The sequence below is a fragment of the Kocuria sp. CNJ-770 genome (assembly GCF_001942375.1).
Classification (GTDB): Bacteria; Actinomycetota; Actinomycetes; order Actinomycetales; family Micrococcaceae; genus Kocuria; species Kocuria oceani.
Genome location: NZ_MKJW01000094.1, coordinates 24,303 through 40,687, shown reverse-complemented (window position 1 = coordinate 40,687; position 16,385 = coordinate 24,303). Strand labels below are relative to the sequence as shown.

Below are 16,385 nucleotides of genomic sequence, written 5' to 3'. Positions count from 1 at the left end.
CCGCCTCGTCTACGCCCAGCGCGAGGACGAGGTCGGCCCGGAGGCCATGCGCAACCTGGAGCGGCGTGTGCTGCTCTCGGTCATCGGGCGCAAGTGGCCCGAGCACCTGTACGAGATGGACTACCTCAAGGAGGGCATCGGCCTGCGGGCCATGGCCCAGCGGGACCCGCTCGTGGAGTACCAGCGCGAGGGGTACGCGATGTTCCAGGAGATGATGGGGGCGATCCGCGAGGAGACGGTCTCCACGCTGTTCCGGATGGAGATCCGCCGTCAGCGCGTGGGCGCCGACGGCGGTCCCGTGGAGCTGCAGATCCCGCGCCAGCCCAGCTTCCTGCAGTACACCGCCCCGGCGAGACCGGCGGGACGCAGACCCGGGTGGAGCCGGCCCCCGCGGCGGTCCGGGCCGGCGCGGACGGAGCCGCCGGCGCGGACGGAGCCGACGGGGCGGCCGCCGCGGACGACGCGGCCCCGAACCGGGCCGGGCGCCGGGCCGCGCCCGGGCCGGCAGCGCAGAGACCGCGGAGGGCTGAGCGGAGCCGGGCGCACCGGGGCGGGGTCAGCCGACCTCGAGCTCGGTGACGCTCCAGCCCCGCCCCAGGCGCTCCACCCGCATGGCCACGGCCCGCCCGCGCCGCGGCTCGACCAGCACGAGGGCCACCTCGTAGACGCCGCGGTCCACCCGGCAGACCCGGCACCGGCGGACGTGCGGGTTGCGGTGCAGCTCCTGCAGCGAGGCCTTGCCCTCGAACTGCTCCTGCAGCAGCCGCAGCATGTCGGCCCGCTGCTGGAAGCGCTGCACGATCTCCGGGCTGGTCCACCGGCCCAGCTGCGCCGCCGGCCGGCTCCCGCCGAGCACCTCCACGGCCGCCTGGCCGATGGATCGGGCGAGCGCGGTGACCCGGCCCAGCTCGTCCTCGGCGGTGCCGCCGACCACGCGGGTGGCGCCCCAGGTGTAGCCGCCCGGGGCCGTGGGCGGCGCCGGGCGCTCCCGGCGGACCGGCGGCGCGGCCGGGGACGGCCGGGGAGCGAGCGCCCGGGCAACAGGATCGGAACCGGCGGCGGGTGCGTTCATGACGGGCCTCCTGGGAGCGGTGCGACGGTGGTCGGGGCGGAATGGTCAGGACGGAGTGTTCAAGCCGGAGTGGTCGGGACGGGGTGGTCGGGGCGGAGCGGTCAGTGGTCTCCGGTGCCCGGGACCACGAGCCGCTGACCGGGGAGCAGCAGGTGGGGCCCGTGCGGCAGGACGTGCCGGTTCAGCTCGTACCAGGCCGGCCAGGCGCGGTCGACCTCCGCGGCCGAGGCCCCGGGGCCGAGCTGCGCCGCCGCAAGGGACCACAGGGTGTCGCCGCGCAGGACGGTGACGGCGCCGTCGACCGTGCGCTCCGCCGGCGCCGGGTGCGCACCGGGGAATCGCGGTGCCTCCCCGGTCGAGGGCGCGGAGGGCGCGACCGGCACGACGGGCGGGGGGAGCGGCGCGGGGTGTGCCGCTCCGAGGTCGGCCGGTGCGGCGGACGGTTGCGTCGGTCCGTCCGGAACCGACGCGGAGGGCCCGTGCACCGCGGTGCCCCCGGACCAGAACGGGGAGGGCGCGTCGTCGGCGACCGCGCCCGGGGCCGCGACGAGCTGCAGCCCCAGGGCCGCGGCGGCGGCCCGGCGCAGCAGCGCCGGGGAGCAGCGCCCGCACAGCCGGCCCAGGCGCTCCCACCGGTGGTGCCCGGCCAGCACCGCGAGGACGGCGAGGGCGGCGGCCGCCGTCCAGACCAGCACCACGGCGCAGCCGAGGCCGGCCGCGGCGAGCCCGAGCAGCTGCTCGGGCTCCGCGGCGGCGGACCACGTGATCCCGCGGATCCCGCTGCTGCGCTCGCCGCCGGGAACCCCGCCGAGGAGGACGGCACCGCTGGCGGCGAGCGACAGGCCGAGGGCGGGAAGCAGCAGGGCCGGCCACAGCTCGGCCGCGGCGCGGGACGCGGAGCCCGCCGTGGCACCCCTGCGCGACGCTCGACCCGCACGACGGTTGCTTTCGTTTGATGCTGTTTGGTGTCGTTTGACACGTTTTGGTGTCATGGGGCATTGGTAGCACCGTCAGCGCCCGGGTGTAAAGGCCCCCACCTCCCGCGGTGCACAGGGAACTCCTTGACGGCCGTGCGGGGCGGTCCTAGGTTGAGGGCCTGCCCGGCCGGAGGTGCCGGATGCCGGAGGGAGGCCCGGGTGCGCTGGGAGCAGCTGTTCGCGGACATGGAGGCCCAGCTGGCCGCCGCGGGCCAGCAGGCGCTCGAGGCCGAGGCCGCAGAGCAGGCCCGCGCCGAGTACGCGCGGGTGCAGCTGGCGGACCGGCTGCGCCGGCGGCGCGGGGAACCGGTGCGGGCACTGCTGGCCGGCTCCGTCCCGGTCGAGGGACGGGTGCGGGCGCTGGGCGCCGGGTGGGTCGCTCTCGAGGACCGGGGGGCCGAGCACCTCGTGCCGCTGAGCGCGGTGCTGTGGTGGGAGTCCCTGGGCCGGGGATGGCAGCCGGCCGCGGACACCGTGACCGTGCGCCTGGGGCTGGCCCACGCGCTGCGGGCGCTCGCCCGGGGACGGGCGCGGGTGCGGATCCGGCTCACCGGCGGCGGCGCCCTGGGGGAGCTCGACGGGACCATCGACGGGGTGGGCGCCGACTTCGTGGACCTGGCCCTGCACCCGGACGACGACTACCGCAGGCGGGGCAGCGTGACCGCCTCGCGGGCGGTGCCGTTCTCGGCCCTGGTCTGCGTCTCCTCGCTCAGCGGAGAGTGAGCGCACCGCCGGAGCGGCGCCGCCCGGGGACTGGTCAGTCCAGGGAACCCGAGCGCACGGCCTCCGCGGTGCGCTCGTAGCCGCGGGCGATGTACTCCTCCAGCTTGGCCGTCTCCACCCGCCACTGACCACGCCCGCCCACCTGGATGGCCGGCAGCTCCCCGCTGCGCACCAGGGCTCTCGCCTGCGTGGCGGAGATGTTGAGGATCTCGGCCACGTCGGCCAGGGTCAGGAAGCGCTGCTGCGCCATGCTCCGCCTCCTCGCACGTCGTTGCTCGTCGGTCCCAGTCTGCCACCGAACGCCCGTCCCCGGGTGGCCGTCCACAAGGGGGGACGCACCCGTCCTGCTGGTCCGGAGCCCGTGCGGGACGGGCGCGGGCTGTCCCCAGTTGTGCACCGGGCTGTTCCGGTGCTCCTGCCGCACGGGCAGAATGTGGGCGACGAGCGCGGCGCGAGGGCCCGCCCACGCAGGAGGAAGGCGGTCGCCGATGAGCGGCACGGTCAGGGGCGCGGACGCCGCGTCGGCCCGGTTCAGGAAGCCGACCTGGAAGGATCCGCGGCTGCTCACCGGCCTGCTGCTCGTGCTGCTCTCCGTCGCCGGGGTCACCGCGGTGGTGACGGCCACCAACCGCACGGACCCCTATCTGGCCGCGGCCCGTGACCTCGAGGTCGGGCAGGCCGTGACCGAGGACGACGTCGTGGCCGTGGACGTCCGCCTCCAGGACGCCGCCGACCTGTACGTCCCCGCGGGCGCCGGCCCCGCCCCGGGCACGGTGGCGACGCAGCGGATCCCGCAGGGCCAGCTGCTGCCGGGAGCCGCCCTCGGCACGGCCGACCGGCTCGATCGCAAGCCGGTCGCGGTGCCCGTCGAGCACCCGCTGCCCGAGGACGCCGCGGCGGGCTCGCGCGTCGACGTGTGGGTCGCGGCCCAGAGGCCCTCCGGTCGCGGCCACGAGCCCGCGCGCCTGCTGCTGCCCGCCGCGGAGATCGCCTCGGTCTCCGCGGAGGAGACCGCGCTGGGGGCGGGCCGCGGCACGGTGGTGCACGTGCTCGTCGAGGACGGCCCGATGGAGGACGTCGTGGACGCCCTGGGCAACGACGCCCGGGTCACGCTCGTGTGGAACCCGGCGGGCGCGCCGTGACGGGTCTGCCGGTCATGGCCCTCGGGATCTCCACGTGGCCCCTGGTCGACGGCATCGAGCGGCTGCACGGGCCCGTCACGGTGGTCCGGCGCTGCCTGGACCTCACCGAGCTCCTCGCGGCGGCGAGGGCGGGCCTCGGCCGGGCCGCCCTCGTGGCGGAGGGCGCCGAGGAGCTGACCGCCAGCCTGCTGGAGCAGGTCCGGCTCGGCGGAGCCGTGCTGCTGGTGCTCGAGGGGCACGACCACCGCCGGCTCGCCGGGCTCGGCGCGGTGGTCGTCCCGGAACGAGCGGGTCCGGCCGACGCCGCGCGCCTGGTGGAGGAGGCGGTGGCCGCCGCGGCGGCCACCCCGAGTGCCGTCGCTACGCCGACGTCGCCGCGCACGCGCCGGAGCAGCAGGCCGACGGCAGGGAGCTCGCCGTCGTCGAGGCCGCCGACGGGCCGGTCAGCGGGCCCGAGTCCGCCCCGCCCGGCGCGGAGCCGCCGCGCCCGCCCCGGTCCGGGCGGATCGTGGCGGTGTGGGGTCCCACCGGAGCGCCCGGCCGCACGACCGTGGCGGTCAACCTCGCGGCGGAGCTCGCGCTGCTCGGCGAGGACGCGGCCCTGGCGGACGCCGACACCTACGGGCCCTCGGTGGCCGCCGCCCTGGGCATGCTGGACGAGGCGGCGGGGCTCGCCCAGGCCTGCCGCCTGGCCGACCAGGGCCGGCTCGACGGCCCCGCGCTGCGCCGGACCGCCGCCGACGTGGCGGTCGCGGGGCGGACCGTGCGGGTGCTCACCGGCCTCACCCGTCAGGACCGGTGGCCGGAGCTGCGCTCGGGAGCGGTGGCGACGGTCCTCGAGCGGTGCGCCCAGGAGTTCGGGACGACTGTCGTGGACTGCGGCTTCGCGCTCGAGGCCGACGAGGAGCTCACCGTGGACTCGATGGCGCCCCGCCGGCACGCGGCGGCGCTGACGGTGCTGGAACGGGCCGACGTGGTCGTGGCCGTGGGGGCGGCCGACGCCATCGGCGTGCCCCGGCTGGTCAAGGGTCTGTCCGACGTCGCCGCCGCGGCGCCGGGCGCCCGGCTCGTCGTCACGGTCAACAAGCTGCGCCGCTCCGCGGCGGGACGGGCCCCGGAGCTGGGGATCCGCGAGGCATGGGCCCGGTTCGGCTCCGGACCGGCCGTGGAGCACTTCGTGCCGTGGGACCCGGAGACCTTCGACGAGGCGCTGCTGGCGGGCGCGGTGCTGGCCGAGACCGCGGCCGGCTCGCCCGTGCGGGCGGCGCTGCGCCGGCTCGCCGCGGGGGTGCTCGCCGAGCCAGCGGACGCGGGCGGGGAACCGGTGGTGCGCGGTACTAGGCTGGGCGGCAGGATCGGGGCCTGGCTGCGCCGCTGATCCCGGAGGCACCGCCCGGTTCCTCCGCCCGCGACGACCGGAGACGACGTGGCGTTCACGGACCCCCTGAGGAACTGCGGGGACTTCGGTCCCGGCGACTACGAGTGGCTGCACCTGCTCGTGGGGGACTGGCAGCTCATCTCCGACCTCGCCTTCGGCGACCTCGTGCTGAGCTTCCCGGTGGACTACATCCCCTCCGCCGGCAGCGGCAACGGCCGCGGCATGCCCGCACCGGGCAGCCCCTTCCGGGTCCTCGCCCACGTCCGGCCGGCCACCGGCCCCACCGTCTTCCACCAGGACATGGTCGGGGAGCTGATGCCCGAGGAGCTCGCCGGGCCGCTGCGCGCGGCATGGGTGGGCCGGCGGATCGAGCTCCTGCGTGCGGGAGGGGACGGGCCGGCCTCGGCCGCCCAGGTCAAGATCGTCCCGCTCGTGCGCAACGGCCGCACCCTCGCCCTGCTGACCGTGCACACCGGGCGGCGGTCCGGGCAGGTGTCCTCCCTCCAGGAGGTCGTCTACCGAGAGGCCGCGGACGCGCTGCTGCGGATGGCCAACGAGGGCCTGTGGCCCGACTTCTCGGCGCCCACGGGCTCCCGCCGCGGCGCGCCGCGCGTCGGTGACGGCGCCATCCGGATCGACGCCGACGACCGGGTGGCCTACGTCTCGCCCAACGCCGAGTCCGCGCTGCGCCGGCTGGGGATCGACGGCGACCTGGTCGGCAAGCGCCTCATGGACGTCGTCCCGCCGGCACTGGGACCCGGCGTCGAACCGGACGAGACGCTCGCCCCGGTGCTCAGCGGGCGCACCGCCTGGCGCACCGAGGTGGAGGGCGCCCGGGTGAGCGTGAACTTCCGCTCCGTGCCCCTGCGGGACCGGTCGGGCCGGCTGGGCGCCGTGCTGCTGTGCCGCGACGTCACCGAGCTGCGCCGCCGGGACCTGGAGCTCGTGTCCAAGGACGCGACGGTCCGGGAGATCCACCACCGGGTCAAGAACAACCTCCAGACGGTCTCCGCCCTGCTGCGGCTGCAGGCCCGGCGGATGACCACCGACGAGGCCCGGCACGGGCTCGAGCAGGCCATGCGCCGCGTGGCGACGATCGCCATGGTGCACGAGACGCTGTCGCAAGGGTTCACGCAGAACGTGGACTTCGACGAGCTGATCGAGCGGCAGTTCCGGCTCGTCGCGGAGGTGGCCGCCCCGGAGCAGTCGGTGCGCACCCGGCTCATCGGGGAGTTCGGCGAGCTGCCGACCCGCCTGGCCACGCCCCTGGCCCTGGTCATCAACGAGCTGGTCACGAACGCGGTCGAGCACGGACTGGCCGGCCGGACCGGGACGGTGACCCTGGAGGCCTCCCGGGTGCCCGACGGAGAGGGCGCCGGCCAGCTGCTGGAGGTCGTGGTGAGCGACGACGGGGTGGGCATGGGCGCGGTCGTGCCCGAGGAGACCGGCGCGGCCGCGTTCCGGCGGGCGGACGTCGGGGAGGGCCTGGGGATGCAGATCGTGCGCACCCTCGTGGCCGGGGAACTGGGCGGGTCGATCCACTGGTCCCGGCGCCAGGGCGGCGGCACCGAGGTCACGGTGCGGGCCCGTCTCGACGACCAGCCCGGCCCCTGACGACGAAGGACCGGGACCCCGTGGGGTCCCGGTCCTCGGGTGCCGCGAACGTCCTCGTCGCGGGCGGGTGCCTCAGGAGGCGCGACGGGCGCGGGCGGCGCGGCGCTTGAGGGCGCGCCGCTCGTCCTCGCTCATCCCGCCCCAGACCCCGGCGTCCTGGCCGGACTCGAGGGCCCACTGGAGGCAGGTGTCCATCACGGGGCAGCTGCGGCACACGGCCTTCGCCTCCTCGATCTGGAGCAGAGCAGGTCCGGTGTTGCCCACGGGGAAGAACAGCTCGGGATCCTTCTCCAGGCATGCTGCGCGACTACGCCAATCCATGGTCAGCGATCGCTCCTTTCAAGGACGGGTCCCGGCGCACAGGGCAGAACGATCCTGCGGCAGGGGCGTCCGGGACAAGAGAAAAGGCCCACTCGCACGGGCCTTGTGAAGAACTGTCGTCCACCTTCCCACGCCGCGGGGTGGGGGACAAGGGGTTTGGGGCGCCGGTCACACCCGTATCGGTGAGGTCTTCCTCACAGCCGGTCCCGGGCGGGCCCGCCGGGGGCGTCCCCGCCGCCGCCCGGCGCACTATGGTGGCGGGGGAGCGCGGCAGTCCGCGCCCCGCGGCCCGGCCGGAAGGAGACCGTCACCATGTCCACCCCCTCCCCGGACGCGCGCCCGCGCGAGATCGCCGTGCTGTCCGGCATCGTGCTGCTGGAGGCCCTGGCCCTGGCCGTCGCCGGGCTCCGCCTGGTCTGGACGCTGCTCTTCGAGCAGCCCCTGACCGTGGGCGGGACGGTCTTCCTGGTGCTCGTGCTCCTCGGCGGCGCGCTGTGGCTGCTGCACGTCGGCCGCGGCCTGTGGCGCGGCTTCCGCTGGCCGCGGGCCGCGGCGCTGGTGGCCCAGCTGTTCGTGCTGGTGCTCGCCCTCCCGCTGCTCCAGGGCGGCCAGTGGGCGCTCGGCCTGGTCCTGGCCGTGCCGGCCGCCGTCGTGCTCCTCCTGCTGTTCCGCCCCACGGTGCTCGCCTGGACGAGCCGCACCGTGCGGTAGCACCGAGCCAGTAGAGTGGGAGCGCCCGAAACCGGCGCCGTCGTGCCCTGCCCCCGCCCGTGTCCCTGCCCGTCGAGAAGCTCCGAACAGGTGGTCTCCCCCGTGACTCCCCGCCGCGTCGTCATCGTCAGCCGCATCTTCGCCCCCGAGCCGGCTGCCGCGTCCTTCCGGCTGCGCGCCCTGGCGCGGGGCCTCACCGAGCGGGGTGCGCAAGTGCGCGTCCTCACCACGCGCCCGCCCGCGGGGACGGAGATCGAGCCCGAGCCCTATCCGGTGCGCCGCTGGCCCGTCCTGCGGGACCGGTTCGACTACGTGCGCGGCATCGTGCAGTACCTCAGCTTCGACGTCCCCGTGTTCTTCCGGCTGCTGCTCACCCGCGCCGACCTCGTGGTCAGCGAGCCGCCCCCCACCACGGGGATGGCCGTGCTCGCCGCCTCGGTGCTGCGGGGCCGGCCCTACATCTGGTACGCGCCGGACATCTGGACGACCGCCGCGGAGAAGATGGACGTCTCGCCGCTGGTCAAGAGGGCCATGCGGGTCATGGAGACGCTCGCGGCGCGGCGGGCCGCCGGTGTGCTCACCGTCTCGGAGGCCATGGGACGGGAGCTGCAGTCCGTCACCGGCGTCGCGTGGGAGAAGGTGCTCGTGGCCGAGAACGGCATCGACACCGACGTCTTCCGGCCCGACGGACCCGTGGCCGACCCCGGCGCCCCTACTTCGTCTACGCCGGGTCGATGTCCGAGTGGCAGGGCGCGGACGTGTTCGTCCGCGCCCTGCCGCGGGTCCTCCGCGCTCATCCGGACGCGCAGCTGCGCTTCTTCGGCCGCGGCTCCGACATCGACCGGGTCGAGGAGATCGCCGCCCGCACGGCCCCCGGCCACGTCGTCTTCGAGGGGCTGCGTCCTGCCGCCGAGACCGCCGAGTGGACCCGCGGGGCCGTGGCGGCCCTGGGTGCCGTGCTGCCGAACATCGGCTACGACTTCACCAAGCCCACCAAGATCTACGCGGCCGCCGCGTGCGGCACCCCCGTCGTCTACGCCGGGGCCGGCGTCGCCGCCGAGCTCGTGGAGGACAACGGCCTGGGCGCGGCCGTGGACCACGACGCGGACGCGGTGGCCGAGGCGATGATCGCGGCCCTGGACCGCCGGCGCGACCCGGCCCTCGCCGAGGAGAACGACCGGCTGCGGCGCCGGCGCGCGGACTGGGCGGCCGAGAACGCCTCCCTGGCGGCCTCCGGCCGCCTCGCCGCCGAGTGGCTGCTTCAGGGCTTCGCGGACTGATCAGGTACTTTGGTACGCAGCGCACGCCCGGCGCGCCCGTGCCCTCACCCCCCACCGGCCGGATGTCGACCGGGCCCACCAGGACCCCAATGTCAGGAGTATGCCCGTGAACGCAGATCTCGTCGTCGTAGGGTCGGGCCTTTTCGGCCTGACCGTGGCCGAGAGGGCCGCCAACGAGCTGGACCTCAACGTGGCCATCATCGACCGTCGCTCCCACATCGGGGGCAACGCCTACACGGAGAACGAGGAGCAGACCGGGATCGAGGTGCACCGCTACGGCGCCCACCTCTTCCACACCTCCAACGAGCGGGTCTGGGACTACGTCAACCGCTTCACCGACTTCACCGACTACGTGCACCGCGTCTACACGCGCCACCAGGACGAGGTCTTCCCCATGCCGATCAACCTCGGCACCATCAACCAGTTCTTCCGTGCGGCGTACTCGCCGGCGGAGGCGCGGGCGCTGATCCAGGAGCAGGCCGGGGAGCTCGCCGGGACGGACCCGCAGAACCTCAACGACAAGGGCATCCAGCTCATCGGCCGGCCCCTCTACGAGGCGTTCATCAAGCACTACACGGGCAAGCAGTGGCAGACCGACCCCAAGGACCTGCCCGCCTCGATCATCAACCGGCTGCCGGTGCGCTACACCTACGACAACCGGTACTTCAACGACAAGTACGAGGGCCTCCCGGTGGACGGCTACACCGCCTGGCTCGAGCGCATGGCGGACCACCCGAAGATCGACGTCCGCCTGGACACCGACTTCTTCGACGAGGGCCACGACTACTCCCGCTCCGCCGTCTCCGGGCAGGTGCCGGTCGTCTACACCGGCCCCGTGGACCGGTACTTCGACTACGCCGAGGGCGACCTCTCGTGGCGGACCATCGACCTGGAGCAGGAGGTCCTGCCGGTCGAGGACTTCCAGGGCGCGCCGGTGATGAACTACCCGGACGCCGACGTCCCCTTCACCCGGATCCTCGAGTTCCGTCACTTCTACCCGCAGCGCAACTACACCAAGGACGCCACGGTGATCATGCGGGAGTTCTCGCGCTTCGCGGAGAAGGGCGACGAGCCGTACTACCCGGTCAACACCTCCGTGGACCGCGAGAAGCTCCTGAAGTACCGGGACCTCGCCCGTGGCGAGGACAACGTCCTCTTCGGGGGCCGGCTCGGCACCTACAAGTACCTCGACATGCACATGGCCATCGGCGCCGCCCTGTCCATGGTCGACAACAAGCTCAAGCCCCACTTCACCGGCGGGGCCTCCATCGAGAGCGGGGGAGTGGACGCGTGACCGCGACGACCCAGGACATCAACCGGACCGGTACCGAGGACGTCAGCTACCGGGTGCTGCAGGAGCTCGTGTTCCCGGCGAAGGACCGGCTGCCGACCCAGCCCCTCTACATGGACACCCGGTCGGACACCGGCACGGCCGTGCCGTCGGAGGACGCCCTGCAGGGGGACCGGCAGATCGTGGTCAACGTGGCCTCGCAGCCCGCCGCCACGGACTCCCTGACCATCCTCGGCCGGCGCTCCCTGCGGGTGCACGCGCGCAACACGGTCTCCTTCGCCACCTACTTCAACGCGTTCCCGGCCAGCTACTGGCGGCACAACACCCACCTGCGCGAGGTCGTGCTCAGCGTGCGCACCTCCGGGCGGGGCTCCGTGACGGTCTACAGCTCCAACGCCCGCGGCGAGTCGGTGCCCGTGTCCGTGCACGAGGTCTCCGGCGACGAGCAGGTGACCGAGGCGGCGCTGCCGTTGAAGGCCTTCGCCGACGGCGGCTGGTACTGGTTCGACCTCGCGGCGGCGGACGAGAGCCTGACCCTGCTGGGGGCGCAGTGGCTGGGCGACGGCGCCGGCACGACCGAGGGCACGGTGACCCTGCAGATCACCACCATGAACAAGCCGTCCTACTGCCTGACGAACGCGCGGCTGCTGGTCGAGCAGCAGGAGAACCTGCCGCAGGTCAGCGAGGTCGTGATCGTCGACCAGGGCAATCAGAAGGTCGTCGAGGAACCCGGCTTCCGCGAGGTGCAGGATCGTTTCGACGGACGGCTGCGCGTGATCGACCAGGCCAACCTCGGCGGCGCAGGCGGCTTCGCGCGCGGGATGTACGAGGCCGTCAAGGCGGAGAGCACGTACGTGCTGCTCATGGACGACGACGTCGAGATCGAGCCGGAGGCCGTGCGCCGCGTCAGCGTGTTCGCGGACTACTGCAAGCGGCCCACCCTCGTGGGCGGGCACATGATCGACCTCCTGAACCCCACGAAGATCCACAACTTCGGTGAGGCCATGGACCCGTACAGCTTCCAGTACGCCCCCGCCGGGGACGGGGTGGAGACCGGTCACGACTTCCGCCGCAACAACCTGCGGGCGACGCCGTGGATGCACCGTCGGGTCGAGGTCGACTACAACGCGTGGTGGATGTGCCTGATCCCCACGCAGGTCATCCGCGAGATCGGCCTGGCCCTGCCCGTGTTCATCAAGTGGGACGACGTGGAGTACGGCATCCGCGCCAAGGCCGCGGGCTACCGCACGGTCTCCCTGCCCGGCGTGGCCGTGTGGCACCTCGCCTGGGCGGACAAGGACGACACGATCAGCTGGCAGGCCTACTTCCACAAGCGCAATCAGCTCGTGGCCGCCCTGCTGCACTCGCCGTTCGACCGCGGCGGGAGGTGCTCGCGCGCAACGGCGTCAAGGACCTGCGGCACGTGCTGTCCATGCAGTACTTCGCCGAGGAGGCTCGGGTGCTCGCGCTGCGGGACGTGCTGGCCGGGCCGGAGGCTCTGCACGAGCTGCTGCCGCAGCGGATCCGGGACGTGCGCAAGCTCATGACCCAGCACTCCGACGCCGTCTACGAGCAGGACCTGGACGCCTACCCCCAGGTCGCCGCGCCCAAGCCGGTCCGGGCCAAGCGCGTGAGCGCCCCGCACGGGCTGAAGGTCCTCACCTCCGCGGCGACCGCCGTGGCGCGCCACCTCGCCGTGGCCCCCAAGCAGCAGGCCGAGGAGCACCCGCAGGTGCACCTGCCCTACCAGGACGCCCGCTGGTGGCGGCTGACCCGCTACGACAGCGCCCTGGTGACGGCCTCCGACGGCACCGGCTACACCTGGTACAAGCGCTCTCCCAAGGACGCCCGCGCCCTGCTCGCCGAGTCCGTGCGCCTGCACGCCCAGCTGGCCCTGCGCTGGCCGGAGCTCTCGCGCCGCTACCGTGCGGCGATGCCCGACATCACGTCCATGGCGGCCTGGGAGGCCACCTTCCGCGAGCACTCGGAGACCGAGGCCTGATGGCGACAGCCACCGTGGTCCGCGCCCCGTCCCCCGGGACGGGCCTGCCGGCGGTCTTCCGGCAGCGGTACCTGCTGAAGCTGCTGGTCGACAAGGAACTGCAGATCCGCTACCGGGGGACGATCCTGGGCCTGCTGTGGTCCTACGTGAAGCCGGGCGTGCAGTTCGTGGTGTTCTACGTGGCGCTGGGCATCTTCCTGGGCCTGGAACGGGGGATGGAGAACTACGCGGTGTACCTGTTCTCCGGCATCATCCTGATCAACTTCTTCTCGGAGTCCTTTGGCAACGCCGCCCGCTCGATCGTGGCCAACGCGAGCCTGATCAAGAAGATCTACCTGCCCCGGCAGATGTTCCCGGTGGCCTCCGTGTGGGTCGCCGGGGTGCATCTGCTCCCGCAGCTGGTGGTGATGCTCGTCGCGTGCCTGATCGTGGGCTGGTCGCCCACGTGGATCGCCCTGCTGGCCATCCCCACGGCCCTGCTGATCGTGGGTCTGCTGGGCGCGGGCCTGGGTATGCTCTTCGGCGCGGCGAACGTGTTCTTCCGCGACGCCGAGAACTTCGTGGACCTGATCATCATGGTGAGCACCTGGTCCGCGCCGGTGCTCTACGCCTGGACCATGGTCCGCGACGTCCTGGGCCCGGTGTGGTTCGCCGGGTTCATGCTCAATCCCCTCACGGTCGCGGTCGAGCTGTCCCACGCGGCGTTCTGGCTGCCCACCACCACCCCCGGCGCCCACGAGGTCCCGCCGCACCTGTTCTCCCAGTGGACGCCCCTGGCCCTGTTGCTGGTAGTCGTCGTCATGGTCCTGGGCGACTGGGTGTTCCGCCGCCTCGAGGGCCGATTCGCGCAGGAGCTGTGACGATGAGTTCGAGATCCGTGCCCGGCCGCGCCGGGGTGCCCGGCGCGCCCGCCGTCGTGGCCGAGCACCTGGCCAAGGAGTTCTCCCTGCGCCACGCCCGGTCCCTCAAGGAGACGGTGGTGTGGCTCGCGAAGGGACGCCGCCAGGACATCTCCAACCGCTTCCGCGCGCTGGAGGACCTCAGCGTGCGCATCGACCCGGGGGAGAGCGTGGCACTGGTGGGGCTCAACGGTTCCGGCAAGTCGACGTTCCTCAAGCTGATCTCCGGCGTGATGAGCCCCGACGGCGGCACGCTGGAGGTCAACGGCCGCGTGGCCGGGCTGATCGAGGTCGGTGCCGGGTTCCACCCGGACCTCACCGGGCGGGACAACGTGTACCTCAACGGCGCGATTCTCGGCATGACCAGGGCCCAGATCGACGAGAGGTTCGACGAGATCGTGGCGTTCTCGGAGATCGAGCAGTTCATCGACACCGAGGTGAAGTTCTACTCGTCGGGCATGTACCTGCGTCTGGCGTTCGCCGTGGCCGTGTTCACGGACCCGGACATCTTCCTCATCGACGAGATCCTCTCGGTGGGCGACGAGCCCTTCCAGCGCAAGAGCCTGGGGCGGGTGCGGGAGCTGTCCGAGGAGGGCAAGACGCTGCTCGTCGTCAGCCACGACTTCGACGTGGTCCGCAAGGTCTGCGAGCGCGCCGTGTGGATCGAGCACGGCCGGGTCCGCAGCGACGGCCCGATCGACCGTGTGATCGAGGAGTTCCGGGCGGCGGAGAACGCCTGAGCCGCTGATCCGGACCCGGACAAGGGGCTCCCGCGCGCCGCCGGCGCACGGGAGCCCCTTCTCGGCTCAGCAGGCGGTGACCTCCCAGAGCTCCGCCTCGCCCACCGCGGCCACCAGTCCCAGGTTCGTCTCCGGGCGCTCGCCCAGGGTGTCGATCGGCAGGTACGGGCGGGCCCGGGGCGTATCGATCTCCAGGTACTGCCGGCCGAAGTCCAGGACGTAGTCGATGCTCTCGGACTGTGCCAGCTCGCAGGCCCGGGCGGGCTCCTCGGACGGCAGACCCGCGATGATCTCGGCGATCCGGCCGCCCTTCGGCCCGCCGATGTGGTACTGGGTCACCTCGGTGCCGGCCACGGCGTACGCCAGGGACCCCCCGTTCCAGGGGTTCACGAGGATGACGTCGTCCTCGTCGGTCCACCGCGGCAGCTGCTCCAGCAGCGCCTGCTCGTCCTCGGTGAGGATGCCGTCCGGGTTGTCCCAGCCGAAACGCGCCTGGGTGGCCAGGAGTGTGTCGCGCATGGTGCGCATCTGGGTGAGCGGCACGGACACGGCCACCAGGAGCACCGCCGTGCCCCCGGCGATGAGCTGCTGGGCGCGGCGGGTGCGCCGGCGCGGGGTCACGGCCGCCTCCACGCGGCTCCGGAGGAGTCCGACGAGGGCCGTCGCGCCGAGCGCGATCAGGGGCACGGCCAGGATCGGGAGGCTGGCCGCCAGCCGGAAGGAGTCCTGGTACCAGGAGCCCACGGCCCACTCCCGCCACGGGCCCTTGGGCGCGGAGGCGGCCACCACGTACAGGAGGACGACCAGGAACTGGGCCACCCCCAGCCAGCGCAGTTCGCGTCGCGCGACGGTCGCGCCGACCCCCAGGACGGTCAGGACCACCAGGAACCAGGGAATGTCCAGGCGTCCGTTCGTGGCGTAGAGCAGCGCCTCGCCGTAGGCGCCGGCGGGCGTGGTGTGCGCGAAGCGGATGAAGTCGGTCCCCAGGCTGTCCCACAGGTACGTCCACGCGTACACCGCCAGAGCCAGCAGCGCCACGAGCAGCAGGATCGGGCCCGGGCGCCGCGCCGCGACCGCTCGGCGGACCGCGCGCGACCAGACGACCAGGACCATGGGGATCAGCAGCACCAGCAGCAGCGTTCCCACGTTCGGGTGGGCCAGCAGCGCACCGCCCGTGACCACCAGCCAGCACAGGCCGGTGAAGACCAGCTGTGCGGGGGCGCGGTCGGTCTTCCCGGCCCGGGTGTCCGCATCCAGACCGAGCAGGGCCGCCAGGTAGGCCAGCGCCACCGGGGCCACGCTCAGTCCCAGCAGGTTGGGGAGGAGGGGGCCGAACTCCAGGATGGCGTACGGGAAGACGGCGAAGCCGGCCGAGGCGACACCGGCCACGGCCAGGGCCGCGGGGGACGGGCCCACCAGGGTGCGGGTGAGGAAGACGCACGACGCCGGCCACACCAGCGCGGCCACGACGAGCAGCACCACGTTGCTCGCCACCATCGGGCTCTGGTCCGCCAGCGGCCAGACCAGTCCGGCGAGCCCGTGCCACACCGCCGGGTAGACCGCCACCGCCTTCTCGGGGTCGACCATCCGGCCGAGGGTCAGCGACGAGGCGGAGGCGGTCTCCACGACGTAGCGGACGGCGTTGAGATGGAAGATGTTGTCGTAGCGCTGGGCGAAGCGGTCCGGCTCCAGGACCACGAACAGCAGCCGCCGAGCCAGCAGCGCCGCCCCCAGCACGAGACCCGCCACCACGCCGGTCCGGTACACCGCGGCCGGGGAGAGGCCGAAGAGCGCGCTGCTGTCCGCCCGGTCGCCGTCGGCCCGGTCGCCGTCCGCCGGCGTGCCCTGCCGTGCGGCGGCGCGCGTGCGGCGGAACAGCAGGCCCACCAGGCCCGCGAGCGCCCCGACGAGCAGCGTGAAGGCGCCCGTGCTGAGCAGGGAGAAGTCGAGGTCCGCCAGCTCCAGCACCACCCCGGCGGTGCCGATGACGGCCATGCTGTAGGCAGGAGCGGCCAGGAAGAACAGCGGCCTCAGATCGCGGACCAGGAGCTGGAGGACCAGCCCGGGGATCCACAGCAGGGCGACCACCAGCAGCAGCGCCGGGACATAGGGCAGCCAGTCACTCAACAACAGGGGGGTTCCTCTCCACGGCTCTCCCACGCCCACGGGGGGCCTGTGCTGCCGAGTCCTGCAGCGTGCGGCCCGATCGGGAAGGGGCGAGGGCGCGGGGGGAAG

The 16,385-nt window shown here is 73.6% G+C and carries 16 protein-coding genes and 2 pseudogenes; 13 read left to right on the top strand and 5 right to left on the bottom strand.

The genetic code is table 11. From position 1 onward, the window contains the following. Positions 1 to 579, top strand: a pseudogene (locus tag BJF77_RS21675) (preprotein translocase subunit SecA); the annotation flags it as partial. Here the strand turns inward: BJF77_RS21675 and BJF77_RS21670 are convergent. Beyond that, positions 557 to 1,072: an Rv3235 family protein gene (locus BJF77_RS21670; RefSeq protein ID WP_047802455.1), complete on the bottom strand. Its 516-nt coding sequence runs from the start codon at positions 1,070 to 1,072 to the stop codon at positions 557 to 559. The pseudogene BJF77_RS21675 and the gene BJF77_RS21670 sit on opposite strands and share 23 nt — an antisense overlap. Positions 1,073 to 1,173: 101 nt before the next feature. After that, the gene (locus tag BJF77_RS09840) at positions 1,174 to 2,064 is read right to left on the bottom strand and encodes a LysM peptidoglycan-binding domain-containing protein (RefSeq protein ID WP_139318513.1); all 891 of its coding nucleotides are present in this window, start codon (positions 2,062 to 2,064) and stop codon (positions 1,174 to 1,176) included. 144 nt (positions 2,065 to 2,208) lie between these two features. On the opposite strand from BJF77_RS09840, the gene BJF77_RS09835 reads away from it, so the two are divergent. After that, positions 2,209 to 2,772 (top strand): hypothetical protein, encoded by a 564-nt coding sequence (locus BJF77_RS09835; RefSeq protein WP_047802456.1) that lies wholly within the window; start codon positions 2,209 to 2,211, stop codon positions 2,770 to 2,772. 34 nt (positions 2,773 to 2,806) lie between these two features. Here BJF77_RS09835 and BJF77_RS09830 read toward each other — a convergent pair whose 3' ends face one another. Next, positions 2,807 to 3,022 (bottom strand): helix-turn-helix domain-containing protein, encoded by a 216-nt coding sequence (locus BJF77_RS09830; protein WP_047802457.1) that lies wholly within the window; start codon positions 3,020 to 3,022, stop codon positions 2,807 to 2,809. A gap of 238 nt (positions 3,023 to 3,260) precedes the next feature. Here BJF77_RS09830 and BJF77_RS09825 point away from each other — a divergent pair, with 238 nt between their 5' ends. From BJF77_RS09825 to BJF77_RS09815, 3 genes are all read left to right on the top strand, one after another. Next, entirely contained in the window at positions 3,261 to 3,914 is a 654-nt protein-coding gene (locus tag BJF77_RS09825; RefSeq protein ID WP_047802458.1) for an SAF domain-containing protein, read from the top strand. A gap of 514 nt (positions 3,915 to 4,428) precedes the next feature. After that, positions 4,429 to 5,292, top strand: a complete 864-nt coding sequence (locus BJF77_RS21665) for a P-loop NTPase (protein ID WP_158041224.1) — start codon at positions 4,429 to 4,431, stop codon at positions 5,290 to 5,292. 48 nt (positions 5,293 to 5,340) lie between these two features. Next, entirely contained in the window at positions 5,341 to 6,906 is a 1,566-nt protein-coding gene (locus BJF77_RS09815; RefSeq protein ID WP_075872039.1) for a sensor histidine kinase, read from the top strand. Positions 6,907 to 6,978: 72 nt separating this feature from the next. Here BJF77_RS09815 and BJF77_RS09810 read toward each other — a convergent pair whose 3' ends face one another. Next, on the bottom strand, positions 6,979 to 7,227 hold the full coding sequence (locus tag BJF77_RS09810; protein WP_017833636.1) for a WhiB family transcriptional regulator: 249 nt from the start codon (positions 7,225 to 7,227) through the stop codon (positions 6,979 to 6,981). Between the two features lie 312 nt (positions 7,228 to 7,539). Between BJF77_RS09810 and BJF77_RS09805 the strand changes: the two genes are divergently transcribed. From BJF77_RS09805 to BJF77_RS09780, 8 genes and pseudogenes are all read left to right on the top strand, one after another. Beyond that, on the top strand, positions 7,540 to 7,938 hold the full coding sequence (locus BJF77_RS09805) for a hypothetical protein (RefSeq protein WP_075872038.1): 399 nt from the start codon (positions 7,540 to 7,542) through the stop codon (positions 7,936 to 7,938). Between the two features lie 15 nt (positions 7,939 to 7,953). Continuing rightward, a pseudogene (locus BJF77_RS21660) lies at positions 7,954 to 8,550 on the top strand (glycosyltransferase); the annotation flags it as partial. A gap of 122 nt (positions 8,551 to 8,672) precedes the next feature. After that, positions 8,673 to 9,218 (top strand): glycosyltransferase, encoded by a 546-nt coding sequence (locus tag BJF77_RS21655; protein ID WP_255396211.1) that lies wholly within the window; start codon positions 8,673 to 8,675, stop codon positions 9,216 to 9,218. A gap of 106 nt (positions 9,219 to 9,324) precedes the next feature. Further along, the gene (gene glf, locus BJF77_RS09795) at positions 9,325 to 10,512 is read left to right on the top strand and encodes a UDP-galactopyranose mutase (protein ID WP_075872037.1); all 1,188 of its coding nucleotides are present in this window, start codon (positions 9,325 to 9,327) and stop codon (positions 10,510 to 10,512) included. Next, a complete protein-coding gene (locus BJF77_RS09790) occupies positions 10,509 to 12,056 on the top strand; it encodes a glycosyltransferase (protein ID WP_255396210.1) in 1,548 nt (515 codons plus the stop codon). Before glf ends, BJF77_RS09790 begins: the two co-directional genes overlap by 4 nt. Next, positions 11,942 to 12,511 (top strand): hypothetical protein, encoded by a 570-nt coding sequence (locus BJF77_RS21650; protein ID WP_255396212.1) that lies wholly within the window; start codon positions 11,942 to 11,944, stop codon positions 12,509 to 12,511. Before BJF77_RS09790 ends, BJF77_RS21650 begins: the two co-directional genes overlap by 115 nt. Next, positions 12,511 to 13,371 (top strand): ABC transporter permease, encoded by an 861-nt coding sequence (locus tag BJF77_RS09785; RefSeq protein WP_075872036.1) that lies wholly within the window; start codon positions 12,511 to 12,513, stop codon positions 13,369 to 13,371. The genes BJF77_RS21650 and BJF77_RS09785 overlap by 1 nt, the downstream gene beginning before the upstream one ends. Positions 13,372 to 13,373: 2 nt before the next feature. Then, positions 13,374 to 14,150: an ABC transporter ATP-binding protein gene (locus BJF77_RS09780; RefSeq protein WP_083665077.1), complete on the top strand. Its 777-nt coding sequence runs from the start codon at positions 13,374 to 13,376 to the stop codon at positions 14,148 to 14,150. Positions 14,151 to 14,216: 66 nt separating this feature from the next. On the opposite strand, the gene BJF77_RS09775 is transcribed toward BJF77_RS09780, so the two are convergent. Continuing rightward, complete coding sequence (locus BJF77_RS09775) at positions 14,217 to 16,277, bottom strand: DUF6541 family protein (RefSeq protein ID WP_075872035.1); 2,061 nt, start codon at positions 16,275 to 16,277, stop codon at positions 14,217 to 14,219. Positions 16,278 to 16,385 lie beyond the last annotated feature (108 nt).